We start from the raw sequence: 22,372 nt of genomic DNA, 5'->3' as shown, positions 1-22,372 counted from the left end.
GGGGTCTTCTGCGAAACGGTGCGCTGATCTTCAGGACGGTCGGCGTCTGGCCGATGTCGGCGAACGGTGGCGGCGCGGCCGCCCTCCCGGCTCCCGCTCGGGCCGCCGCAGCGGCCGTCAGGCGGAGGCCGGGCTCGTAATTCGAAGGCGGCTCAGGCCGCGCGGGACGTCGAGAACGCGCATTTCCGGCTTCTAGCAGTGCCGGACGGCAGAAACCAGCAGCCGCGAGGCGATCATCCTCCCGCATCGTCCAGCCGGTCACGTGTCGGCCAGGGCCGATCGGGATTCGATGCCACCTTTTGGAAGCTCGGCCGTTATCAGCCTATGCGTGACGGCGCGCCATCCTGGTCGGGAGCGGTGCAGATCCGGACGCTGAAGGTCGATCCGGCCGCAAGACCGCGGCCGGGATTCGAAAAGACGAAGAGGAAATCCCGTCATGAAGAAGGCATTGCTTGCCGCCACCCTCGTCCTGTCCGCTTTCGCCCTGTCGGGCGCGGCAGAAGCCCAGGGCCTGCCCGGTGGCGTCCGCCGCGGCGCGGCCGAGGGTGACCGGGTCGGCGGACCGATCGGCGGCATCGTGGGCGGCGCCGTCGGCGGCGCGGTCGGGACGGTCAACGGCGCTCTCGGGATCGATCCGGGCCGTCGCGCCTATCGGACGCGCATGAACTCGCGTCGCCATTACCGCCACCGTCACCACCGCTGAGCCGAACCCTGACCGGCCCTCCCGCGACCGGGAGGGCCGGCGGTCCTGCTCGAAACGAAGCTCATCAGTTTAAGTTTGTCTTTATGCGAGTGTGACAGCTTCGGTCCTGTGATACCGAAGGGCCGTCCGCGTCATGGCAAAATGGGTTCCCCTGACGGCCCTTTTCGGGCTCGTCTGTCTCATGGTGATCCCGACGCCGGGCGTGATCGGCATCCTGATCGGGAGTGCCTGCGCCCTCGCCATTATCGTCAGCGGCATCCTTATCTTGATCGACCGGCTGGCCGGACGCCTCGCTCTCCGGCTGGAGCGCCGGAAGCAACGACGCGCGCCCAAACGCAAGCAGGGCGTCCATGCCCATTCGGGTATAGCCCGGAAGATCTGACAGCTGACCTTGCGTCGCGGCGGACATGTCCCCGATTCGCCTGCCGAGGGTAGGAGCCGCCGAGGCTCAGTCGAGGCGATCGCTCTGGATCGGCACGACCAGCGCATCGGGTTCGTCCTCGTCGTTCTCGATATCGGCGTCGCCATCGACTTCGTGGCCGGTCACACCCGAGACGTCGGCGAGGTTGCGGGCGGCCTTGCGCAGGAGCTTGCGCAGGCGGCGTCGCTCCTTGCCGTCGAACCCATCGAGCATCTCCGCTTCGACCTCGTCCCAGAGGCGCTCGATGGCTTCCGCCTTGGCGAGGCCCGCCTCGGTGAGTCGCACGCGGACGATGCGGCCATCCCCGGCCTCTGCGCGCCGCTCGACGAAGCCGAGGGCCGCAAGGCGCGAGATCGTCTTCGAGGCCGTGGGCGGCCGGACCCGAAGAGTGGCGGCGAGATCGCCCATGGTCATCGTGCCGGCAACCGCCAAAGCCTGAACCACCTGTTCCTGCCCGGCGAACAGGTCGAGGGCGGCGAGACGATCCCCCACCCGAGAGCGGTGCAGCCGCGCCGCCTGGACCAGGGCCCACCCGACGCTCTTCGAGCCGGGAGGGCGAATACGTTTGTCGGACTTGCCCATCGTCTGTTCGGTGTCCCTGCCGGCTTTGTCGGTCTTGCCCAACTCGGACTTGGCCAGCTCGGACTTGCCCGATGATATGGCCTTGCCGGACGATACCGCCCCTCGCTCTTCAGCCGAAACCATCGCCGCCCGACTCCACACCCGCAGGAGGCCGCGTTCCCGAGCCGCCGTTTGAGATCCCGGCGAAGGAGGCGGACCATGTGCGTGCAGATGGCGTCCGGCTCGTGAAGCTGAGATGACAGTCGGCTCAAATTCGCGAGGAAACCAACAGCCGGCGAAGAGATGTTCCTCCAGGCAAAGCGATCTTCGCCGGCCGAAACCAGGCCGACGACCGGTTCTGGACTGTCGTCCGGCGTCTCAGCAGGGGATCAGGCTCTGGATCTGCTGGAGGATATCTTCTCCGGTGCAGGGACGGGAAATGAAGCGGGCACCTGCGGGAATCCGCTCCGGGTCGGGCGCGGCACGGCCCGAGACGATGACGATCGGCAGGGTCGGCCGTGCCTCCGACACCGCGTTGGCGAGATCGAACCCGTTGACCTTGCCCGACAGTTCCACGTCCGTGATCAGCCCGCGGATATCCGTGCGGGTCTGGAGGATACCCAGCGCCCGCTCAGCGGATGCGCATTGCACCGTCTCGTAGCCGCCGTCCTCGAGGACATCCCCGAGGTCCATGATCGTCAGGGCTTCATCCTCGACGAGGAGGATCACCGGCCTGTCGTCGTCCGAGCGCGTCGTCTCATTCACCACGATGCCCACCCTTCACCGTTTGACCCAACTTGATCCAACGATAAACATCCGTTCAGGTTGCAGGGCGGGAGCGGACAGATTTCAGGGCGCTGCCTCGGTGTCGGCCGATGTCCGAACCACGTGGGCCACGGCTTCGCATAAACGGTCGAGATCGTCCGGCGCGATGGTCAGGGCCGGCGTCAGGTAGACGATGTCGCCGAAGGGGCGGACCCAGACCCCCTGCTCCACGAAGCGCGCCTTGAGCGCAGCGAGATCGGGTGCGCGCGCGAACTGCACGACGCCGATGGCGCCCAGAACGCGGATGTCGGCGATGCCGGGGAGACCGCGCAGGCCGGAGAGTCCCTCTGCCAAGCGGATCTCGATGTCCCGTGCCTGTTCCAGACGCGGCTCGGTCTCGAACAGGTCGAGGCTGGCATTGGCGGCAGCGCAGGCGAGGGGATTGGCCATGAAAGTCGGGCCGTGCATCAGCGCCGCCGAGGGATCGTCGGACAAGAAGGCCTCGAAGACCGGACGCCGCGCGATCGTCGCGGCCAGCGCCATGGTGCCGCCGGTGAGTGCCTTCGACAGGCAGAGGATGTCGGGCACGATTCCGGCCTGCTCGCAGGCGAACAGGGTGCCGGTTCGGCCGAAACCGGTGAAGATCTCGTCGGCGATGAGGGGCAGGCCGTGCCGCTCGGCCGCCCGCGCCACCCGTGCCAGGGTCTCGGGGGCGTGCATCACCATGCCTCCCGCCCCCTGGACCAGGGGTTCGACGATGATCGCCGCGAGGGTATCGCCATGCTCGGCCAAGGCACGGTCGAGGGCGTCGGCAGTGGCGTCGTCGCGCGGAAGATCGCAGAAGACTTGAGTCGGCAAGTAGGCGCCGAAGCGCCGATGCATGCCCTCCTCCGGGTCGCAGACCGACATCGCTCCCATCGTGTCGCCATGGTAGCCGCCGCGGAACGCGAGGAACCGGCTGCGTCCGGCGATGCCCCGGTTGAGCCACATCTGCGCGGCCATCTTGAGCGCCACTTCCACCGCCACCGATCCGGAATCGGTGAAGAACACGTGGTCGAGGTCGCCCGGCGCCAGGGCGGCGAGGCGGGACGCCAGGCGCTCGGCCGGCGCATGGGTGAGCCCCCCGAACATCACATGGGGCATGGCCTCGAGCTGAGCCGCCACCGCCGTGCGGATATGCGGATGGTTGTAGCCATGGACCGCGGTCCACCACGAGGCGATGCCGTCGATGAGTTCGCGCCCGTCGGCGAGCACGATCCGCGAGCCCGAGGTGCGCACGGCCTCGAGGGGCGGCGCCGCGGTCCGCATCTGCGTATAGGGCCGCCAGAGAGAGTTTTTCGCATCCGTAGGCATTCGTGCGGGATGAGCGTGCGCGGCCGAACGGTCAAGGGAGCGAACTGCAACCCGATCTTAAAGCCGTCGGAGGCATGGTCTGCGACCCTGCCCTCCAGGCCATCGACCGGCCCTCCGGAGGGATCTCGTTGTCCGGGACTGTCCTGTGCCTGCCGAGAGACCCGAACTCATCCCCGGCCGGCTTTGGGGCACGTCGCCGCCGACCGTGGCGCTGTTCGCTCTCCTGTTCGTCATCGCCTTGCTCCCGGTGCTGACGATGCCGATCCCGGCGATGGTGGATTATCCCAACCACCTCGCCCGCATGTACATCCTCGTGCGGGACGGAACCCCACAGGCGCACCCCTTCTACCGAGTGACCTGGGCGCTTTATCCCAACCTCGCCATGGATCTCGTCGTCCCGCTCGTCGCGCGGATCACGAGCGTCGAACTCGCGACCCGGCTGTTCCTGCTGGCGAGCCAGATCCTCACGATCACAGGGGCCATCGCCATCGAGCTCGCCGTGAAGCGCCGCTTTCAGGTGAGTGGGTTCCTCGCGTTGCTGGTGCTCTACAGCGTTCCCTTCGCCTGGGGTTTCGTGAACTTCCAGTTCGCCCTCGGCATCGCGCTGTGGGGGATCGCCTGCTGGATCGTCCTGCAGGACCGGGCCTGGCCGCTCCGGCTCGCGCTTCACACCCTCTTCGTGACCCTGCTGTTCGGCGCCCATCTGTTCGCGCTCGGCCTTTACGGTTTCACCCTCGGCATTCACGAGCTCTGGCGTGCCCGGACCCGAAAGCCCGCCCTGCCGACGACGATGGCGCGCTTCCTCACCCTCGCCCTGCCGGCACTCGTCGCCTTCGGGGTCATGAAGGCGACCGGAGGCGCCGTCGGCCAGGAGGGGACCGCCTGGAACGGTCAGACCAAGCTCTTGATGGTGTTCGCCACCCTGAACGGCTACGATCTTTGGCTTTCCACCGGCGGCACGGTGATCCTCGTCGGCCTCATCGGGTCCGCCGCGATGCGAGGCGCGGTCCGGCCGATTCAATCCGGGTGCTGGCTGGCGGCCGGCCTCGCGGCGCTCTTCGTCGTCCTGCCCACGCGCCTGTTCGACACGTCCTTCGTCGATCTCCGGGTGACGGTGGCAGCACTTCTCATCGTTCCCGGCTTCATCGTGGTGTCGCCACCGAGCCGGGCCTGGGGACGACTTGCCGCTGTGGCCGTCCTGGGCGTGACCCTGGTGAACCTCGCTTCCGCCCTCACTGTCGCGGCGATCTACCGGGGCGAGTATGCGGCGCTCGTCGCGTCCTTCGGGCAGTTGAAGCCGGGTTCCCGCGTGCTCGTGGGCCATAGCGGCAGCGGAGAGGACGCCCCCCTCGGCGACCTCTCCGATTATCCGATCTACAACGCGGCGACGCTGGCCGTCGCCTATGCGGATGCGTTCGTGCCGACGCTGTTCACCTCCATCGGCAAGCAGCCGGTGACAGTGATCGATGGCTACCGCCGTCTGGCCGTCCCCTATGGCGGCCCGACGGCGATGGTGATCCTGCGCGACATCGCCGAGGGCCGGCCCAACGCGGACGCGCCGGGCTATACCCGCACCTGGACCGAGGATTTCGACTACCTCTACGTCGTCGGCCCCTCGGCTCCGAACCCGATGCCGGGCCTGCTCGTGCCCCTGGCGGCATCCGCGCGCTTCGCGCTCTACCGCATCGAGAGGCGCCGGCCGGGCGAGTGACCATCGCGCGTGCTTGACATCGCGATGGCGCGGGCTTCCTTCCCGCTCCCATGTCCGACCCCGACCGCACCACCAGCCTCGAAGCGTTCGCCCGCGACCATCTCGCCCGCCTCGACGAGACCTCCCTGCGCCGGCACCTCGTTCCCACCATGCGCGGCCCGCAGGCGGCGGCGACGCGACAGGGGCGCAGCCTCGTCTCGTTCTCCTGCAACGATTATCTCGGCCTGTCGCAGGATCCGCGCGTCATCGCGGCGGCTCAGGCCGCGACCGCCCTTTACGGGACGGGGGCCGGTGCCTCCCGTCTCGTCACCGGCAGCCACCCGCCCCTCGCCGCCCTGGAAGAGCGCCTCGCCACCCATAAGGGGACGGAAGCGGCCCTGGTCTTCGGCAGCGGCTATCTCGCCAATCTCGGCATCGTCTCCGGGCTCGCCGGCCCGCGCGACCTGATCCTCGTGGACGCGCTCGGCCATTCCTGCCTCTGGGCCGGGGCGCGGCTCTCCGGCGCGAAGGTGCTGCGGTTCGCCCATAACGACCTCGGTGATCTCGAAGCGCTCCTGACCAAGCACCGCTCCCGCCACCAGCATGCGCTGATCCTCACGGAACGCGTCTACAGCATGGACGGCGACCGGGGGCCGATCGCCGACATCCTGCATCTCGCCGACGCGCACGATGCCTGGACCCTGGTGGACGACGCCCACGGCCTCGGCGTCATCGGGAAGGACGCGCGGGCGCCCCTCGAAATGGGCACTCTGTCGAAAACGCTCGGCTCCTATGGCGGCTATCTCTGCGCCTCTCGCGCCGTGGTCGATCTGATGACGAGCCGCGCCCGCAGCTTCGTCTACACCACCGGGCTTCCCCCGGCCTCGGCGGCGGCCGCCCTGGCCGCCCTCGACATCGTCGAGGCCGAGCCGGATTTCGCAGCGCGTCCGCTCGCCCTCGCCCGCCGCTTCACCGCGCAACTCGGCCTCCCCGAGGCACAGAGCCCCATCGTCCCCATCCTCGTGGGCGAAGCGGACGCCGCGCTCGGCCTTTCGGCCGCTCTGGAGGAGCAGGGCTATCTCGTGGTCGCCATCCGCCCGCCCACGGTCCCGGCCGGGACGGCGCGGCTGCGTGTGGCGTTCTCCGCCGCGCATACGGAGGCGCAGGTGGAGGGGTTGGCCGAGGCGGTGATGGGACAATGGCCACGAACCCTCCCCCCTTTGCGGGAGAGGGTTCGCGAGACCTACGCCGCCGCGGTCGACTCGCCGCCGGCCCGCTCGTGCGCCAGCTTGACCACGCCGACCTGATCCACCTTGCCTGTGCCCAGCATCGGCAGCTTGTCCAAGACCACCACTTCGGCCGGGATGGCGATCTCGGTGGCGCCCTTGGCCTTGGCGAAGGCCTGATAGGCGGGGCGGGTGGCGTCCTTGCGCTCCGTGAACAGGATCAGCCGCTCGCCCTTGCGCGCATCCGGCACCGCCGCCACCGCACTCGGCGTATCCGGCCAGAGTTCGCCCGCGATGGCCTCGATGCCGGCCAGCGACACCATCTCGCCGGCGATCTTGGCGAAGCGCTTGGCGCGGCCCTTGATCGTGACGAACCCTTCCGCGTCGATGGCGACGATGTCGCCGGTATCGTGCCAGCCGTCGGGCGGTGCCTCGAGCACGCCGGGCTTCTCCGCCCTGAGATAGCCGAGCATCACGTTCGGACCCTTCACCGAGAGACGGCCGCCCTCCTCGATGCCGGGTACCGGTTCGAGCCGGGACTCGATCCCCGGCAGGAGCCGGCCGACCGTGCCGAAGCGGTTGAACATCGGCGTGTTGAGGGCGACCACCGGCCCGCATTCGGTGACGCCGTAGCCTTCGAGGATGCGCAGGCCGAATTTCTCGCTCCAGGTCTTGCGGGTCGCCTGCTTCACCGCCTCGGCGCCGGCCACCACGTAGCGGAGCGAGCGCAGGTCGTAGGAATGGGCCGTCTTGGCGTAGCCGGAGAGGAACGTGTCGGTGCCGAACAGGACGGTGGCGTTCGAGCCGTAGATGAGTTCCGGCACGATCCGGTAATGCAGCGGCGACGGGTAGAGGTAGACCGGCACGCCGGAGACCAGGGGCAGGATCAGGCCCGCCGTCAGTCCGAAGGCGTGGAACACCGGCAGGACGTTGAACACCTTGTCGCTCGGCCCGAAATCGATGCGGGCCGCGACCTGGGCGGTGTTGGCGAGCATGCAGCGATGGGCGAGCACCACGCCCTTGGGCGTGCCCTCCGAGCCCGAGGTGAACAGGATCGCCGCCGGATCGTCGCCTCGTCGCGCCACGAGGGGTTTGCGGGGGCTGAGGAAGCCCCGGATCTTGTCGCCGGTGGTGACGCTGGCGCGCACGTCCTCCAGATAGACGAGCTTCACTTTGCCCTGGATGGCCTCGATCAGGCCGCCGAGGCGGCCCTTCTCGATGAAGGCGCGGGAGGTGAGGATGGTGTCCACCTCTGCCGCGGTGCAGGCCGAGAGGACATTGGCGGGGCCGGCCGAGAAGTTGATCATCGCCGGCACGCGCCCGGCGCTGGCCAGGGCGAAGAACGTCACCGCCGCGCCGTTGGCATTGGGCAGCATCAGCCCGATGGCCTTGCCCTCGGCGGCGAGCGGCATCAGCTTCCGGCCCAGGATGTTGGCGCCCATGACGAGGCGCGAATAGCTGAGCGTGCCCGTGACCGGATCCTCCAGCGCGGTGCGGCGCCAGCCATGGTCGGTGCCCGCCTGGATCAGGGCACTCATCACGCTGCGGTCGATGAAGGCGGTGTCGAAGACGAGATCGGACATGATGTCGTACAGCGCCGCTCCTGCCGCGCGCCGCCGGTTCTTGCCCTTCAGCGCGGGGTCGACGGTAAGCGCCACCGGCGACATCACCGTGACGATGACCTTCGGCCACCAGCGGCGGCGGACCTGATTGCGGGAGAGGCGCGAGAAGGCGGTCTTCTCCAGCCCCTCGATCTTCACCGGAACCACCTTGGCCCCGGATTTCTCGGCGATGAGGCCGGCGCCGTCATAGACCTTCATCAGGCTTCCCGTGACGGTGAGGCGGCCTTCGGGGAAGATGATCAGCGTTTCGCCGTTCTTGACGGCATTGATGAGCGTGCGGGTGGCCAGCGGCCGGGTCGGGTCCAGCGGCATCGCCTTGGTCACCCGCAGGAAGGGCTTCACCCACCAGCGCTGCGCGATGCCGTGGTCGACGGCGAAGACCGGCTCCTTGTCGAGGAGCGAGAGGGCCAGCGGTGCATCCAGAAACGAGACGTGGTTGAGGGCGATGATGGCGTTGGGGCCGGCCTTCTCGACATTCTCGAGACCCCGCACTTCGAGCCGGTAGAAGGCGCGGAACAAGATCGAGAGGAAGTCGCGGAAGGCGCTCGTGGGCATCACCTTCAGCACGATCACGCCGGCGGCGAGGTTGGCGACGCCGATGAGGGTGAGGAGCGAGGCCATCGACCAGCCCGCGCCCTGCAGAGCGGCTAGCCCCAGCGCCCCGGTGACCATGAAGGCGGCGGTGAGGACATTCACCGCGCCGATGACGCGGGCGCGCTTGTCCTTGTCGGTCCAGGCCTGCACGGCTGCGAAGGACGGCACGATGTAGAGGCCGCCCGCGATGGCGAGGCCGGCGAAGGACGCCGCCACGCGAAGGCCCGTCCCGGTGGAGAGGAAGGCGCCGGCCCCCATCACCTCGCCGGAGACCGGCGGCAGGTGCGAGACGGTCCAGGCGAGGTCGAGGGCGAACAAACCCATGAACAGCGCGCCGATCGGCGTCGGCAGCAGGACGATGCGTCCGCTGGCGAGCCAGGAGGCCAGGGCCGAACCGACGGCGATGCCCACCGAGAAGATCGCGAGCAGCAGGGTGACCACCGTCTCCGAGCCGTTCAGGCTCTCGCGCACCAGCACCGGCAGTAGGGCGAGCACCACGGCACCCACCAGCCAGAACCAGCTGACGATGAGCGAGCCGCGCCACAGCCGGGTATCGGCATAGAGGTCACGCAGCAGGGCCACGGTGGAGCGGGCGACGTTGGGATCGATTCTGAGCGTCGGCGCTGCCTCGCCGGTGGAGGGGATCTGTCGGGCCGAAAGCCAGCACAGGATCGCGAACACCATGATCAGGGCGCTGAAGGCCAGGGCATCGCCGCCGAGCGCGCTGGCGAAGCCGGCCACGATGGTCCCGAGCAGGATGGCGAGGAAGGTCGCCGCCTCGACCAGCGCGTTGCCCGCCGTCAGCTCGTTGCGCTTCAGGTGGTCGGGCAGGATGCCGTACTTGATCGGGCCGAACAGGGCCGCCACCGTGCCGAACAGGCCGAGCGCCACGAACAGGATCGGCACCGAGTGGAGGAAGAAGCCGATCGCGGCGGCGGCGGCGGCGAAGATCTCCGCGAATTTGAGGCGTTTGGCGATGAGTGCCTTGTCGTAGCGGTCGGCGAGTTCGCCCCCGAGACCCGACAGGATGAAGAACGGGCCGATGAAGACGGCGCCGGCCAGGGTCACCAGGATGCCCGGATGGGCGGCCTCTCCCCCGGCGCCCGCGACCTTGAACAGGATCAGGAAGACCAGAGCGTTCTTCAGGAAATTGTCGTTGAATGCCGAGAAGAATTGGCACCAGAACAGGGGCGCGAACCGGCGGGTCGTCATCAAGGTACGAAACATCAGGGTCTCCTCGGGGCGGACCATGACTGCCCACCCTGTAACGAACCGTCAAATCCGGCACGGCCGCGATTTTTGAACGTTGTGCAAAATAACTGCCGTTCGCGAAGGCGGCAACGTTGATTTTGTACGGCGTGCAATCTATGCGTCGGCGAGGTGCCGGGCGGCACGCGATGGCGGGGATGGCGTGGCGAAGGCAACGAAACCGGCACGGCGGGGCACCGGCCCACGAGGCGAGCATAACCGCGAGGAATTCGAAGCCCTGGTGACCAAGGCGGCAGAGGGGTTGGTCCGCAGGGAGGGCCTGCGCGGCCTCGGCATGCGCCGGCTCGCCTCGGTGATCGGCTACGCCCCGAACTCGATCTACAACGGTGTCGGCGATCTCGACGCCGTGGTGATGCGGGTCAACGCCCGGACCCTGGAGCGCCTGCACGCGGCCCTCACCGGCGCGATCCGTCCCGACGCCGGTCCGCGCGACAACGCCCTTGCCCTCGCCGATGCCTATCTCGCCTTCGTGGCCTCGGACCCTCAGGTCTGGAGCCTCGTCTTCGAACATTCCCTGGCACCGGACTCGACCTTTCCCGACTGGTACGCCGCCGCCCTCGCCCAGGCGACCGACCTCGTCGACGGGGTGCTCGAACCTCTGATCCCGGATGCGAGCGAGAGACGACAGGCCGTGGCGACCCTCTGGGCCGGCCTTCACGGGCTCGCCTCCCTGTCCACCTCCAACAAGCTCGCCGTCCTCACCCCCGAGCCGCCGCGCGACCTGGCGCGACTTCTGGTCGGGCGGTTCCTGCGCTGATCCGCCATTCCTTCTCGGAAGCGTTCGTCAGCATCGCCGTGGATGCGAGATCCGGCACGATGCTGTAGGTTTCAAAGCCCGCCCCTGTCGTCCGAAAGCCCCATGGCCAAGCAGTTTCCGGCCCTCGACGAGCGCCACCTCGATTTCATCGCCCGGCAGCATATCGTCTTCACCGCATCGGCGGCGGAGGGCACGCGGATCAACCTGTCACCGCGCGGCACCGATACGTTCCGGGTCATCGACCCGAACACCGTGATCTATCTCGACCGCACCGGAAGCGGCAACGAGACCGCCGCTCATCTGCGTGCGGACGGACGGCTGACGGTGATGTTCTGCGCCTTCGAGGGCGCCCCGACGATCCTGCGGCTCTACGGGCGCGGGGAGGTGCTGGCGCGGGGCGGCGAGGCCTATGCCGGCCTGCTGGCGGAAGTGTACGACGGGCAGGAGCCGCTCGGAGCGCGCCAGATGGTGCGCCTCACGATCGATCTCGTGCAGACCTCCTGCGGCTACGGCGTGCCCGTGTTCGATTACCGTGAGGAGCGTCCCACCCTCGACCGCTGGGCCCAGGCCAAGACGGAGGCCGAACTCGACGCCTATCGCCGCCAGAAGAACGCGCGCAGTATGGACGGGCTGCCCACGGGATTGTTCGCGGAGGAATAGGGCGGACGCCCTACCGTGCGTTGGGCAGGTGGACCTTCACCGCGCCGCGTCCGCCGGCCTTGAGCGGCGCACCCCATTGCGTCGCCTCGATCCCCGCCTGCCCCCAGCCGGTGGCCAGGGAGATCGTGAGCGGCAACAGCATCGCGCCGCCCGGAACGGGGGCGAGCCGTACGCGGATGTCGTCGTTCTCGGCCATGCGGCGCACGCTGCTGCCATTGGGGCGGTGGCCCGAAATCGGCACCCAGCGCGCCCGGCAATCGAGTGCCGGTCCGCGATAGGGGCCTTCCTGGACCGTCACCAGCACCCCGCGCGAGAGGACGATATCCGCCCGGGCCACCCCGTTGAAGACCGGGATGCGGCGCTCGCAGAGGGCGACGTCGAGGGGCGCCGCGCCGAGGGGGATCGCCAGCATGGTCAGGGGATCGACGACACCCACCTTGTCCTGCGGCGCCACCGGGATCCGGTCGGGCGTCGGAGTCGGAGGCGGCTCCACGCTCTCGCCATGCGCGCGTCCGCCCGACAGAACCATGGAGACCCGGACCGGCTTTCGTCCATAGAGACTCTCGGATCGGAACGTGCCGGTGAGCGCTCCGCTCCGCGACCGCTCCCCCGATGCCGACGCCGTCCCCGATCCCTCGAAGAAGACACCGACAAGGCCGCGCAGGCCCGCCTTCAGATCGTAGGCATAGCGCCCACCCGCCTGATCGACGGCGAGGGTGGCCTCGCCCACGGGAAGGTCGAGGAACGACAGGCGATAGGTGATGGAGAAGCGTTGAGGCTCGGGGGCGGCCGAAGCGGGGGCCGGCACGGCGAGGGCCAGAAGCGCTGCGCCGATCACCGCAATGGAGCGCGTCTCCCAAGCATCATTGGACGAGGCGACCATGCGCTGCCCTCCTGCATGCCGTCATCCCTTAAGAGATGCCGCCACGTGTGCTGGTGCGGACCGGCACCTGCCGGGTGATCGTCGCATTCGAGAACCGGACGGCAGGCGCGCTTTGCGCTTCCCTTCAGTTCTCACCCGTCTCCATCTGCCGATACACCCGCCCATGCTCGCAATAGCCGGCGACGATGCGGGTCATCATCGCGCGCTTGTCCGCGTCGAGGGGGCCGAGGATGCGGGCGGGGCGGCCGCCCCAGAGATGGCCGCTCTCCAGGAGCTGGCCCGGATCGGTGGTGGAGCCGCCGGCGAGCAGCACGTCGTCGGCCACCACGGTGCCGGGGGCGAGCACGCAGCCGATGCCGATGAGGCTGCGCGCGCCGATCCGGCAATCGGCCATCCGCACGTTGTGCGCGATCGTGGTGTCGCGCCCGATGACGACGCCCTCGGCCCGCGCGCGGATGACGGTGTTGTCCTGGATGTTGGTGTCGGCGCCGACGAGGATGGGGCCGACCTCCGCATGCAGGTCGCAGGAGAACAATACGCTCGACCCAGCGCCGAGGGCGATGCGGCCGCGCAGGCGCGCGGTGCTGGCGACGTAGACACTCGGATCGACGTCGATCTCGTCGCCGGCGACGGGCGACGGGGTATCCCCCGTGGCCTCGCGCACGCGCTCGGCCCGCTCGGCGATCTCGGCCGCGGTGATGGGACGCTGGGGTTTCGCCGGGCTGCCGGCATAGGCGAAGCCCGCGGCGAGGTGCGAGCGCGGGAAGACGGTGGCCCCGGCCTCGATGAGCACTCCGTCCTCCACGGTGGCGCCGTCGAGGACGATGACGTCGTCCTCTATCACCACGTCGGACCCCACCGTGCAGGCATGGACCACGGCGTTGCGGCCCACCGTCACCCGGTCACCGACGAGGGTGGGGTGCGAGTCGGTGGCGATGTGGAGCGTCGAGCGATGGCCGAGCCAGAAGCGCTCACCGACGGTCACCGCCTCGCCGTCAGCACGGATCACGCTGTCGTCGCCGAGCCAGGCCTGGGCACCGATCGCCGCGGCGCCAATGACCGTGCTTCCGCGCCCGCACCAGACCGGACGGGCCGAGAAGACCGGCAGGACGCCGTCATGGGGCAGGATCAACTCAGGCGTCACGCGAGGGGGTTCCTTCGAAGACGATGGCGTGGACCGGCCATGGGACCGGCGGGGCATGGAACCCATGCCGGTCGAGTGGTAAAGGCCGGACGCCGGAATGTTGTTGCCTGAACGACGCGCAACAGCGTGAAACCACCGCGCGGACTTTGCAATGTCGCGCATCCCTTAAGGGGGATCAAACCCGGTCGCGAGGGCTTTCGCGCCGATGCGTCAAGGAATCGACGGATGTCAGCAGGCGAGACGACGGCGAACGATCGGGGCGCAGCCGCGATCAGCATCCAGAGCGCGCCCTTCGACGTGGCCGCGGAGATGGCCGCGCTGAGCGGTACGCTTCAAGGCAGGACCGGGGCGATCGTCACCTTCACCGGCCTGTGCCGCGACGAGGGCGGGCGCCTGACCGGACTCGAACTCGAACACTATCCCGGCATGGCCGAGGCGGAGATCGGCCGGGTGGTGGAGGCGGCGCAGGACCGCTGGCCGCTCCAGGCGGTGCGGGTGATCCACCGGCACGGCCTCGTCGCGCCGGGCGACGGCATCGTCCTCGTGGTGACGGCGGCAAGCCACCGCGTGGCCGCTTTCGAGGCGGCGAGCTTCCTCATGGACTACCTCAAGACGAAGGCTCCGTTCTGGAAGCGCGAGCATCTGGCCGACGGCACCATGGGGGGCTGGGTCGAAGCCACGGGCGCCGACGACGAGGCCGCGTCACGCTGGGCGTGAGGGCGGACCGGCGGCGATTCGCCTCCGGTCCGTCCACAGAGGAGGGCGCGCCCCAGCCCGTGCGCCCCTTGCCTGTGACGGGTTTCGCGCGCCCGTTCGCACCGCGCTTCGGTAGACCGCGCGAGGGGACGGGCAGATGCAGCAGGGTACGCCGATCAAGGACGAGCCGGGTCCGCACCCCGCCAACTGGTCGCCGGCGGCCTCGGGAATCGCGGTGGTGGCGTTCATCGCCCTGCTGATCGTCGCCTGGACCGCCGCCTCGACCCTGCTCCTGATCTTCGGGGGAATCCTGCTCGGGGTCTTCCTCGATGGGCTGACGCGCCTGCTCGGCCAGGTGATCGGGCTCGGTCGCGGGCTCCGGCTCACCATCGTCAGCCTCGTCCTCGGCGGGCTCACCCTCGGCTTTCTCGCCTTCGGTGGCGCGACGGTGGTGCAGCAGGGCAGGGAGCTCGGCCAGACCGTCACGAAACAGGCGGGGTCTGTCCGTGACCGCCTGAAGGAATACGGGATCGATCTGCCGGCCTTCTCGGCACCGGAGCCGACGTCGAGCGACCAGGGCCCCGACAAAGCCAATGACAACGAGACCGACAAGGACAAGAAGGCCGGGGGCCTCGGCGGCCTCGCCTCGGGGGCGATCAAAAGCCCCGGTTCCCTCCTCTCGGATGCCGGCAGCATGCTGGGACCGGCGGCCGCCGTCGTCACCGGGCTGTTCAGCGCGCTGGGCAACGTCCTGGTGATCGTGTTCCTCGGCCTCGCCTGCGCGGCCGATCCCGCCAGCTACCGCGACGGTGCCGTCCGGTTCGTGCCGCCTCGCTACCGCCCGCGCGCCACCGCTCTCCTCGACGGCATGGGCGAGACCCTGCGGCATTGGCTGTTCGGCCAGCTCATCACCATGGCGGTGATCTTCGTCTGCATCTGGGCGGGCTTGAGCTTCCTCGGTATCGGCGGCGCCCTCATCCTCGGCCTGCAGGCGGGGCTCCTCGCCTTCATCCCCACCATCGGCCCGCTGATCGCCGGTGTCATCATCGTGCTGGCGGGCCTCGCCTCCGGCACCAATGCGGCGCTCGGCGCCTTCGGTGTCTACCTCGTGGTGCAATGCCTGGAGAGCTACGGGCTGACGCCCTTCATCCAGAAGCGGGCTCTGGACATCCCGCCGGCCACCATCTTCGCCGGCCAGCTCGTGCTCGGTGTGCTGTTCGGCCTTTGGGGCATCGCCCTCGCGCTGCCGCTGATGGCGGTGATCAAGGTCTTGCTGGAACAGGTCTATATCGAGGACACGCTCGACGAGGAGGCGGATGTGTAAGCGCGACGCTGTCGGAACGGCCTGACGACAACAGCCGAGACGTCGACGCGGGGCGGATGGAACAACGGTCCGCCATGGCATTCGCATTGCTGTCTTAAATGGCCATCGTCATTCAAAAGATCGCCCTCGTTCAATAATCGTAAAGCAGCGCCGGAGATCCGTGATCGAGATCGAGGCGTCTCCACCGGGAGGCTTGGAAACACCGATCAATAACACCGACGATCATCCTACAATCTCACGTTGCGGTGAGGATGGTTCTTCGAGAAATATTGCGATCATATCAAAAGTTAGATATCTGTTGTTTCAGGTCGTCGTTCCCCTCGGCTGGGCCGTAGCTCCGACGATTGTCGTGAGCTCGCGGTTTAACAATGAATGGTGGGATACCGAGAAACCTTTGGTATGACGTTCCAAGCCAGATCAAACATTTTGGCAACGTCGGTCATTGGCACTGGGATTTCGTCGACAACACTCATTTCTGGTCGCCCGGACTCTATCCGATCCTAGGGCTTCCCAATGGCCTCATCAGGCCCGATTACACGCTTCTGTTCCGGCTCATTCATCCGGACGATTGCCCTCCGACCATGGAACCCGACCTGGTCAGGCAATCGGAAACGGTACCGCCCTCGATCTTCCGCATCGTCCGGCCGGATTCCGGAATCTGTACTGTCATGAGCCGCGTGGAGGTAACGACCACGCCCAATGGCCGGCCCTTGAGCGCGCATGGCATCCTCGCCGACATCAGCGATCCTGCCATGCTGGCCCGCGCCGAGGCAGCACAGCGGCAGCGAGACCAGGCGATCTTCGATTCCGTCCGGGCCTTCACGTCGACCGCGTACACATTTCCATTCATAAAATTCTCGCAGAAATGGCTCGACCTCGTCGGCCTTCCCGAGAGCGAGCTCCTGCAGGACCCCACACGACCGTTCGTAAAGGCCGAGGGCGTGCCATGGTCGGCGCGTATCGGGGGGATGTACGCGTCCAATCACGCCTCATACCTCCTGCCGGACCTCAGGTTGGCGAACGGCGACACCGTGAGATACCGCCTTCTCTTGGTTCCCGTGCTGAACGATGCGGGGCATATCGAAAGCTGGACTCAACTGATCGGTCCGATCCAGCTGCGGATCAGACCCTCCGGACGCCTTCGGCTCGGCCTCGAACAGCACCTCGAATCCGGTCATGTCCGTGCGGCGCGCGCATTGCTCGACTGGTCGATGGCGGATCTGAGCGGAGCTTCGGGAGTGTCGCTTTCGACGATCCGGCGGCTCGAAGGCTCCATTGCCTCCGTCTCGGTCGCCAACCGCAATCAGGTGATCGGCGCCCTGCGCAGCGCAGGTATCGTGTTCTCGCTCATGGATGGGGCGACGATCGCGGTCAGCAAGGGGAGGCAGATCGCCGGATGAAACATGGCCGGAACGGCGCGGTGGCCCGTTCAGGCGGGCGCTGTACCGGATTCGGCCGGGTCGTCCATGAGGGGGTGGAGATCGCGGACCATGCTCTTCAGGCGCTCGTCGAGGACATGCGTGTAGATCTGGGTCGTCGAGATGTCGGCATGGCCCAGGAGTTCCTGCACGATCCTGAGATCGGCCCCGTTCTGCAGGAGATGGCTGGCGAAAGCGTGGCGCAACACGTGCGGACTCACGCGGTCCTCGCGGATCCCGGCCGCCGCCGCCGCAATCTTGAGGTCGCGGGCGAAAGCCTGCCGGGTCAGGTGACCGCTCTCGCTGTCGGAGGGGAACAGGAAGGGACCGTCGCCGGTGAGATGAGTGAGGTGCTCGCGCATGGCGGCGCGCGCCAGATCGGTGAGCGGCACCAGCCGTTCGCGCCCGCCCTTGCCCTTCACCACGAGGTAGCGCTGCTTCGTGGTGGCGGCCGCGCGCGGCAGGGCGACGAGTTCCGAGACGCGCAGGCCGGTGGCGTAGAGGGTTTCCAGCAGGCACAGCATCCGGACCGCGCGTCGCCGCTCGCCCGGCGTCTCCTCGGCCGGCGTCGCCACGGCCCGCTCGCGGGCGGTGCGCAAAAGGTCGTCGACCTCGGTCACCGACAGCACCTTGGGCAGGGTGCGCCCCCTGCGCGGGCCGCCCACCGGCGCGCTCGGATCGGTCTCGGCGAGGCCTTCGGCGTACAGGAACTTGTGGAAGCCGCGAATGCAGGACAGCCGGCGCGCGGCGGACGAGGCCTTCAGTCCCTGGGTCTCGAGATCCGCCAGATAGGCGCGGACCTCGCCCGCATCGGTATCGAGCGGATCACGTCCCGAGGCGGACAGGGCCGCGAGGTAATGGTCGAGGTCGCGGCGATAGGCGGCGAGCGTGTTGGCGGCAGCGCCACGCTCGGCTGACAGCATTTCGAGATAGGCAACGATGAGGTCCGGACCTTCGGCGCCCGCCACGTCACCAGTCACCTCGTCAGCCTTCTCCGACCCCGTCACCGGCCGGGCGGCTGCAGCTTCGCAGAGGGAATGCTGACGCTCATTTCCCGGGGCGTGGGCTGAACGAAGGTGGCGAGCGAGAACATGCCCGCGAAGACCAGTCCACCGAGGATGGCGAGCGTGGCGAGAAAACGAAACAGGGTCGGCACTCGGACGAACCTCGGTCGGAGGGAACTCTGCGAAAATGAACGGCGTCGGTCGGCCAGCAGATCATTGAGCAGCCAAGCCAAGGGTTTGCACCATGCCGGGCGCGCGATGGCAAGGACTTCGGAGCCACACGGAGCGCCGCAAGGGATTCATGGCCGCCGAGCGGCGATCGGCCTCACCGGTCCGGGAGGCTTCGCGGGAGGAGGAAACCTGCCCGAAAGAAACCCGACCCGGGAAGAATCGCGTCGCGCCTTACGGCCTCGCTTCGCCCGGCGGATGAAACGCGCTAGGATCGCGTGAAGACGTGTATCAAGATTTTAACAATGACCGAGACCGAGACCGAGCCATCGGGAGGCGACATCGCCGCCGATCCCATCGAAGTCAGGCTCCGCCGTGCCCTCGGCGCGCGCTCGATCGTGCTCGTCGGTCTCATGGGCGCCGGCAAGAGCACAGTGGGGCGGCGCTTGGCGACGCGCCTCGGGCTGATGTTCAAGGATGCCGACAACGAGATCGAAGCGGCGGCCCATCTTACGATCCCGGACATCTTCGCCATCTACGGCGAGCCGAGCTTTCGTGAGGGAGAGGAGCGCGTCATCGCCCGGCTCATCCGCGAAGGGCCGCTGGTGCTGGCCACCGGCGGAGGCGCCTTCATGCGCGAGGCGACCCGGGCGCGGATCGCGCAAGGCGGCGTCTCGGTCTGGCTGAAGGCGGAGCTCGACGTGCTGATGCGCCGCGTCCGCAAGCGCGGCAATCGCCCCCTGCTCCAGACCGACGACCCGGAGGAGACGATGCGGCAATTGATGGAGATCCGGCATCCCGTCTATGGCAGTGCCGACGTGATGATCCCCTCGCGCGACGTCTCGCACGACCGCGTGGTGGAGGACGTGATGGAAGCTCTCGATGCCTATCTCAACGGCCCCTCGAACCAAGGCGTCGCCGCGCAGTGAGTGACGGACAGACGGTCCACGTCCCCCTCGACCAGGGCCGGGACTACGACATCCATATCGGCCGCGGCCTCCTCGCCGAGGCAGGCGTCCGCGTGGCCGCCCTCGGCGCCAAAGCCGCCGCCATCGTCACCGACGATACGGTGTCGGCGCTCTATGGCGAACGCCTGCGCGAGAGCCTGGAGGCGGCGGGCCTGCGCTCTGGCCTCGTCACCGTCGCGCCGGGCGAGGCCTCAAAAAGCTACGCGGTCTACGCCCAGGTCTGCGACGGACTCCTCGCCCACCGGATCGAGCGCAATGACCTCGTGGTGGCGCTCGGAGGCGGTGTGGTCGGCGATCTCGCGGGCTTCGCGGCGGCGACGCTGCGGCGCGGCGTCCGCTTCGTCCAGGCTCCCACGACCCTGCTCTCCCAAGTCGATTCGTCGGTGGGCGGCAAGACCGGCATCAACTCAGCCCTCGGCAAGAACCTGATCGGCGCCTTCCATCAGCCGCGCCTGGTCCTGGCCGACACCGCCACCCTCGACACCCTGTCCGAGCGCGAGATGCGCGCCGGCTACGCCGAGGTGGCGAAATACGGCCTCATCGCCGATTCCGGCTTCTTCGACTGGTGCGAGGCCAACTGGGCCGGCATCTTCTCCGGTGGTCCGGAGCGTGACGAGGCGGTGGCGATCTGCTGCCGGGCCAAGGCCGGCGTCGTGGTGCGCGACGAGCGCGAGGATGGCGAGCGCGCCCTGCTCAACCTAGGCCACACCTTCGGCCATGCCCTGGAACGGCTCACCGGCTACGAATCCGCCCGCCTCGTCCATGGCGAGGGCGTCGCCATCGGCCTGGCGCTGGCCTTCCGCTTCTCGGCCCGCCTCGGCCTCTGCCCCGGTCAGGATGCCGGCCGCGTGGCCAACCATCTGGCGCTCGCCGGCCTGCCCACCCGGCTCCAGGCCGTCCCCGGCGGATGCGGGGGCGCCGACGCCATCCTCGACGCCATGGCCCAGGACAAGAAGGTCCGCGACGGCGCGCTGACCTTCATCCTCGCCCGCGGGATCGGCCAGAGCTTCATCGCACCGGGCATCGACCGCGCCGAGGTGAAGGCTTTTCTCCAAGACGAGTTACGCGGGGCGTGACTGGATCGCCTCCCTTGCCCTGACCTCGCTTCGGGGACACCACCTGTCTCCGGGCGGCTGGGATCGGGAGCGGCCATGCCGACCTCTCGGCTCAGATCCGGTGCCACGGCATCGCTTCGGTCGCGGGTTGGTATATGAGAGGGGCTCGCCAAGACCGGCACCGTGCCGGTGTGGCACGGCTTGATGCGACGACGGCCTGATGGACACGCATACCGACCTCTGGCTCGCCGCGAGCATCGTGGTGATGTCGCTGCTGCTCTCGGCCTTCTTCGCAGGCGCCGAGACCGCCTTCACCGCGGCGTCGCGGGCGCGGATGCTCTCCCTGGAAGATAGCGGCGACCTGCGGGCACGCGTCGTCAACCGCATCCTCGCCTCGCGCGAGCGGTTCATCGGCGCCATGCTGATCGGCTACAACATCGTCGCCATCGGCGCCTCCGCCTTCACCACCAGCGTGCTGACCACGATCTTCGGCAAGAGCGGGGTGCTCTACGCCACCGGCGTGATGTCGGTCCTCGTCATCGTCTTCGCCGAGGTGCTGCCCAAAACCCTCGCCATCAACAAGCCGGACCAGGCCGCCCTGGTGATGGCGCGGCCCGTCGCCTTCGCGGTGGCGCTCCTCGGCCCGGCGGCCATCGCCATCGAGAAGGTGGTGCGACTGATGCTGCGCCCCTTCGGCATCAGCATCGGGCAGCACCAGTCGATCCTCTCGCCCACCGAGGAAATTCGCGGACAGGTCGCCCTGCTCCACCGCGAGGGCGGCGTCGCCAAGGCCGAGCGCGACATGCTCGGCGGCCTGCTCGACCTTCACGAGTTGTCCGTCTCCGAGGTCATGGTGCACCGCACAAAGATGCGCACCATCAATGCCGATCTCCCCTCGGAGGAGATCGTGCGGGAGGTGCTGTCCTCGCCCTACACCCGCATGCCGCTCTGGCGCGGCACCTCCGAGAACATCATCGGCGTGCTCCACGCCAAGGACCTGTTGCGCGCGCTCGACGCCGCCGGAGGCGACGCCTCCGGTCTCAAGGTCGAGGCCCTGGCCCTCGAGACCTGGTTCGTGCCCGACACGACCAGCCTGCGCGACCAGCTCAAGGCCTTCCTCACCAAGAAGACCCATTTCGCCCTCGTCGTCGACGAGTACGGCGAGGTCATGGGGCTCGTGACCCTGGAGGACATCCTGGAGGAGATCGTCGGCGACATCGCCGACGAGCACGACGTCGCGGTCTCCGGGGTGCGTCCCCAGGGGGACGGCTCGGTGAATGCCGACGGCTCCGTCGCCATCCGCGATCTCAACCGCGCCATGGACTGGAACCTGCCCGACGAAGAGGCGACGACCATCGCCGGCCTCGTCATCCACGAGGCGCGCGCGATCCCCGATACCGGCACCGCCTTCAACTTCCACGGCTTCCGGTTTCAGGTCCTGCGCAAGGCGAAGAACCGCATCACCGCCCTGCGGATCACCCCGCTCGTGCCGATGATCGCGAAGAAGGACGAGATCGAGGGCTAGAGCGCTCTCCGCCGAAGTGGATGCCGGTTCGGCGAAAAAGAGCGCGGCACAACAAAGGCCTGGAGATGTGCCCCGACCCAACGTGGTCGGGCGCAGCTCTAGGCCCCCGGCAAGGCGAACGGAGAAACACGCCTCTCTCAGCCGCGCGGCACCGGCCGCCAGCCCGGAGGCGCCATCTCGAACCCTTCGAACCGGAAGGCCGGGGAGACGGTGCAACTCACCAATGTCCACGATCCGAGGCTCGTGGCGGTCTGCCAATGCCCCGCCGGCACCACGATCTGCGGCTGCTGGCCATGGGCTAGGTCGGGACCGAGATAGGTGGCGGTCGCATCGTGACCGTTCGGACTCGTGGTGATCACCATCGGTGCGCCGGCATGCCAGAACCAGATCTCGGAGGCATCGACCCGATGCCATTCCGAGGTCTCGCCGAGATCGAGCAGGTAGTAGATCGCGCTGCCCACCGAACGGCCATCGACCTCCGTCGGATCGCGAAACGTTTCGCGATAATGGCCGCCCTCCGGGTGGGGTTGAAGCCCCAGCTTGGCGATCACCTCGGCGGCCTTCAT

Annotated in this window: 21 protein-coding genes; 12 read left to right on the top strand and 9 right to left on the bottom strand. The window is 68.2% G+C overall.

What is annotated here, in order from left to right:
* Positions 1-436 precede the first annotated feature (436 nt).
* On the top strand, positions 437-703 hold the full coding sequence (locus tag MBTS_RS16145; protein ID WP_018045876.1) for a hypothetical protein: 267 nt from the start codon (positions 437-439) through the stop codon (positions 701-703).
* 133 nt (positions 704-836) lie between these two features.
* A complete protein-coding gene (locus MBTS_RS16140) occupies positions 837-1,085 on the top strand; it encodes a hypothetical protein (protein WP_018045875.1) in 249 nt (82 codons plus the stop codon).
* A gap of 66 nt (positions 1,086-1,151) precedes the next feature.
* On the opposite strand, the gene MBTS_RS16135 is transcribed toward MBTS_RS16140, so the two are convergent.
* The 3 genes from MBTS_RS16135 to MBTS_RS16125 form a co-directional block, all read right to left on the bottom strand.
* Positions 1,152-1,706 carry a MarR family winged helix-turn-helix transcriptional regulator gene (locus MBTS_RS16135; protein WP_056148855.1) on the bottom strand — a complete coding sequence of 185 codons (555 nt, stop codon included), beginning with the start codon at positions 1,704-1,706 and terminating at the stop codon, positions 1,152-1,154.
* A gap of 357 nt (positions 1,707-2,063) precedes the next feature.
* Positions 2,064-2,453 (bottom strand): response regulator, encoded by a 390-nt coding sequence (locus MBTS_RS16130; RefSeq protein ID WP_026176290.1) that lies wholly within the window; start codon positions 2,451-2,453, stop codon positions 2,064-2,066.
* A gap of 81 nt (positions 2,454-2,534) precedes the next feature.
* Positions 2,535-3,803, bottom strand: a complete 1,269-nt coding sequence (locus tag MBTS_RS16125; RefSeq protein ID WP_192216011.1) for an adenosylmethionine--8-amino-7-oxononanoate transaminase — start codon at positions 3,801-3,803, stop codon at positions 2,535-2,537.
* A gap of 145 nt (positions 3,804-3,948) precedes the next feature.
* On the opposite strand from MBTS_RS16125, the gene MBTS_RS16120 reads away from it, so the two are divergent.
* Together MBTS_RS16120 and MBTS_RS16115 are read left to right on the top strand one after the other, a co-directional pair.
* The gene (locus tag MBTS_RS16120; protein WP_238253837.1) at positions 3,949-5,514 is read left to right on the top strand and encodes a hypothetical protein; all 1,566 of its coding nucleotides are present in this window, start codon (positions 3,949-3,951) and stop codon (positions 5,512-5,514) included.
* Positions 5,515-5,564: 50 nt separating this feature from the next.
* Positions 5,565-6,800, top strand: a complete 1,236-nt coding sequence (locus MBTS_RS16115; protein ID WP_147829642.1) for an aminotransferase class I/II-fold pyridoxal phosphate-dependent enzyme — start codon at positions 5,565-5,567, stop codon at positions 6,798-6,800.
* Here the strand turns inward: MBTS_RS16115 and MBTS_RS16110 are convergent.
* Positions 6,737-10,162, bottom strand: a complete 3,426-nt coding sequence (locus MBTS_RS16110; RefSeq protein ID WP_147829641.1) for an acyl-[ACP]--phospholipid O-acyltransferase — start codon at positions 10,160-10,162, stop codon at positions 6,737-6,739. The genes MBTS_RS16115 and MBTS_RS16110 overlap by 64 nt on opposite strands.
* A gap of 184 nt (positions 10,163-10,346) precedes the next feature.
* On the opposite strand from MBTS_RS16110, the gene MBTS_RS16105 reads away from it, so the two are divergent.
* Complete coding sequence (locus tag MBTS_RS16105; RefSeq protein WP_056423157.1) at positions 10,347-10,961, top strand: TetR/AcrR family transcriptional regulator; 615 nt, start codon at positions 10,347-10,349, stop codon at positions 10,959-10,961.
* A 102-nt stretch (positions 10,962-11,063) separates the two neighbouring features.
* Positions 11,064-11,621 carry a pyridoxamine 5'-phosphate oxidase family protein gene (locus MBTS_RS16100; RefSeq protein WP_147829640.1) on the top strand — a complete coding sequence of 186 codons (558 nt, stop codon included), beginning with the start codon at positions 11,064-11,066 and terminating at the stop codon, positions 11,619-11,621.
* Between the two features lie 10 nt (positions 11,622-11,631).
* On the opposite strand, the gene MBTS_RS16095 is transcribed toward MBTS_RS16100, so the two are convergent.
* Positions 11,632-12,504 carry a DUF3108 domain-containing protein gene (locus tag MBTS_RS16095; protein WP_192216010.1) on the bottom strand — a complete coding sequence of 291 codons (873 nt, stop codon included), beginning with the start codon at positions 12,502-12,504 and terminating at the stop codon, positions 11,632-11,634.
* Positions 12,505-12,628: 124 nt separating this feature from the next.
* A complete protein-coding gene (locus tag MBTS_RS16090; RefSeq protein ID WP_192216009.1) occupies positions 12,629-13,648 on the bottom strand; it encodes a gamma carbonic anhydrase family protein in 1,020 nt (339 codons plus the stop codon).
* A 225-nt stretch (positions 13,649-13,873) separates the two neighbouring features.
* Here MBTS_RS16090 and MBTS_RS16085 point away from each other — a divergent pair, with 225 nt between their 5' ends.
* From MBTS_RS16085 to MBTS_RS16075, 3 genes are all read left to right on the top strand, one after another.
* Positions 13,874-14,365, top strand: a complete 492-nt coding sequence (locus MBTS_RS16085; RefSeq protein ID WP_018045862.1) for a molybdenum cofactor biosynthesis protein MoaE — start codon at positions 13,874-13,876, stop codon at positions 14,363-14,365.
* 136 nt (positions 14,366-14,501) lie between these two features.
* Positions 14,502-15,668, top strand: coding sequence for an AI-2E family transporter (locus MBTS_RS16080; RefSeq protein WP_147829638.1), 1,167 nt, complete (start codon positions 14,502-14,504; stop codon positions 15,666-15,668).
* Between the two features lie 368 nt (positions 15,669-16,036).
* The gene (locus tag MBTS_RS16075; RefSeq protein ID WP_056148622.1) at positions 16,037-17,068 is read left to right on the top strand and encodes a helix-turn-helix domain-containing protein; all 1,032 of its coding nucleotides are present in this window, start codon (positions 16,037-16,039) and stop codon (positions 17,066-17,068) included.
* 29 nt (positions 17,069-17,097) lie between these two features.
* On the opposite strand, the gene MBTS_RS16070 is transcribed toward MBTS_RS16075, so the two are convergent.
* Positions 17,098-18,066, bottom strand: a complete 969-nt coding sequence (locus MBTS_RS16070) for a site-specific tyrosine recombinase XerD (protein WP_373321267.1) — start codon at positions 18,064-18,066, stop codon at positions 17,098-17,100.
* Positions 18,067-18,089: 23 nt separating this feature from the next.
* A complete protein-coding gene (locus tag MBTS_RS16065) occupies positions 18,090-18,242 on the bottom strand; it encodes a hypothetical protein (RefSeq protein ID WP_018045858.1) in 153 nt (50 codons plus the stop codon).
* Positions 18,243-18,563: 321 nt separating this feature from the next.
* Here MBTS_RS16065 and MBTS_RS23830 point away from each other — a divergent pair, with 321 nt between their 5' ends.
* The 3 genes from MBTS_RS23830 to MBTS_RS16050 all read left to right on the top strand — a co-directional run bounded on the left by MBTS_RS23830 (position 18,564) and on the right by MBTS_RS16050 (position 21,806).
* Positions 18,564-19,187, top strand: coding sequence for a shikimate kinase (locus tag MBTS_RS23830; RefSeq protein ID WP_018045857.1), 624 nt, complete (start codon positions 18,564-18,566; stop codon positions 19,185-19,187).
* On the top strand, positions 19,184-20,302 hold the full coding sequence (gene aroB, locus MBTS_RS23825) for a 3-dehydroquinate synthase (RefSeq protein ID WP_147829637.1): 1,119 nt from the start codon (positions 19,184-19,186) through the stop codon (positions 20,300-20,302). The genes MBTS_RS23830 and aroB overlap by 4 nt, the downstream gene beginning before the upstream one ends.
* A gap of 199 nt (positions 20,303-20,501) precedes the next feature.
* Entirely contained in the window at positions 20,502-21,806 is a 1,305-nt protein-coding gene (locus tag MBTS_RS16050) for an HlyC/CorC family transporter (RefSeq protein ID WP_056160451.1), read from the top strand.
* A 137-nt stretch (positions 21,807-21,943) separates the two neighbouring features.
* Here MBTS_RS16050 and MBTS_RS16045 read toward each other — a convergent pair whose 3' ends face one another.
* Positions 21,944-22,372, bottom strand: a complete 429-nt coding sequence (locus MBTS_RS16045) for a cupin domain-containing protein (RefSeq protein ID WP_018045854.1) — start codon at positions 22,370-22,372, stop codon at positions 21,944-21,946.

Source organism: Methylobacterium bullatum (genome assembly GCF_014845095.1).
GTDB classification, from domain to species: Bacteria; Pseudomonadota; Alphaproteobacteria; order Rhizobiales; family Beijerinckiaceae; genus Methylobacterium; species Methylobacterium bullatum.
Note: the sequence above shows the minus strand (reverse complement) of the source record. Positions and strands in the feature narration are given on the sequence as shown.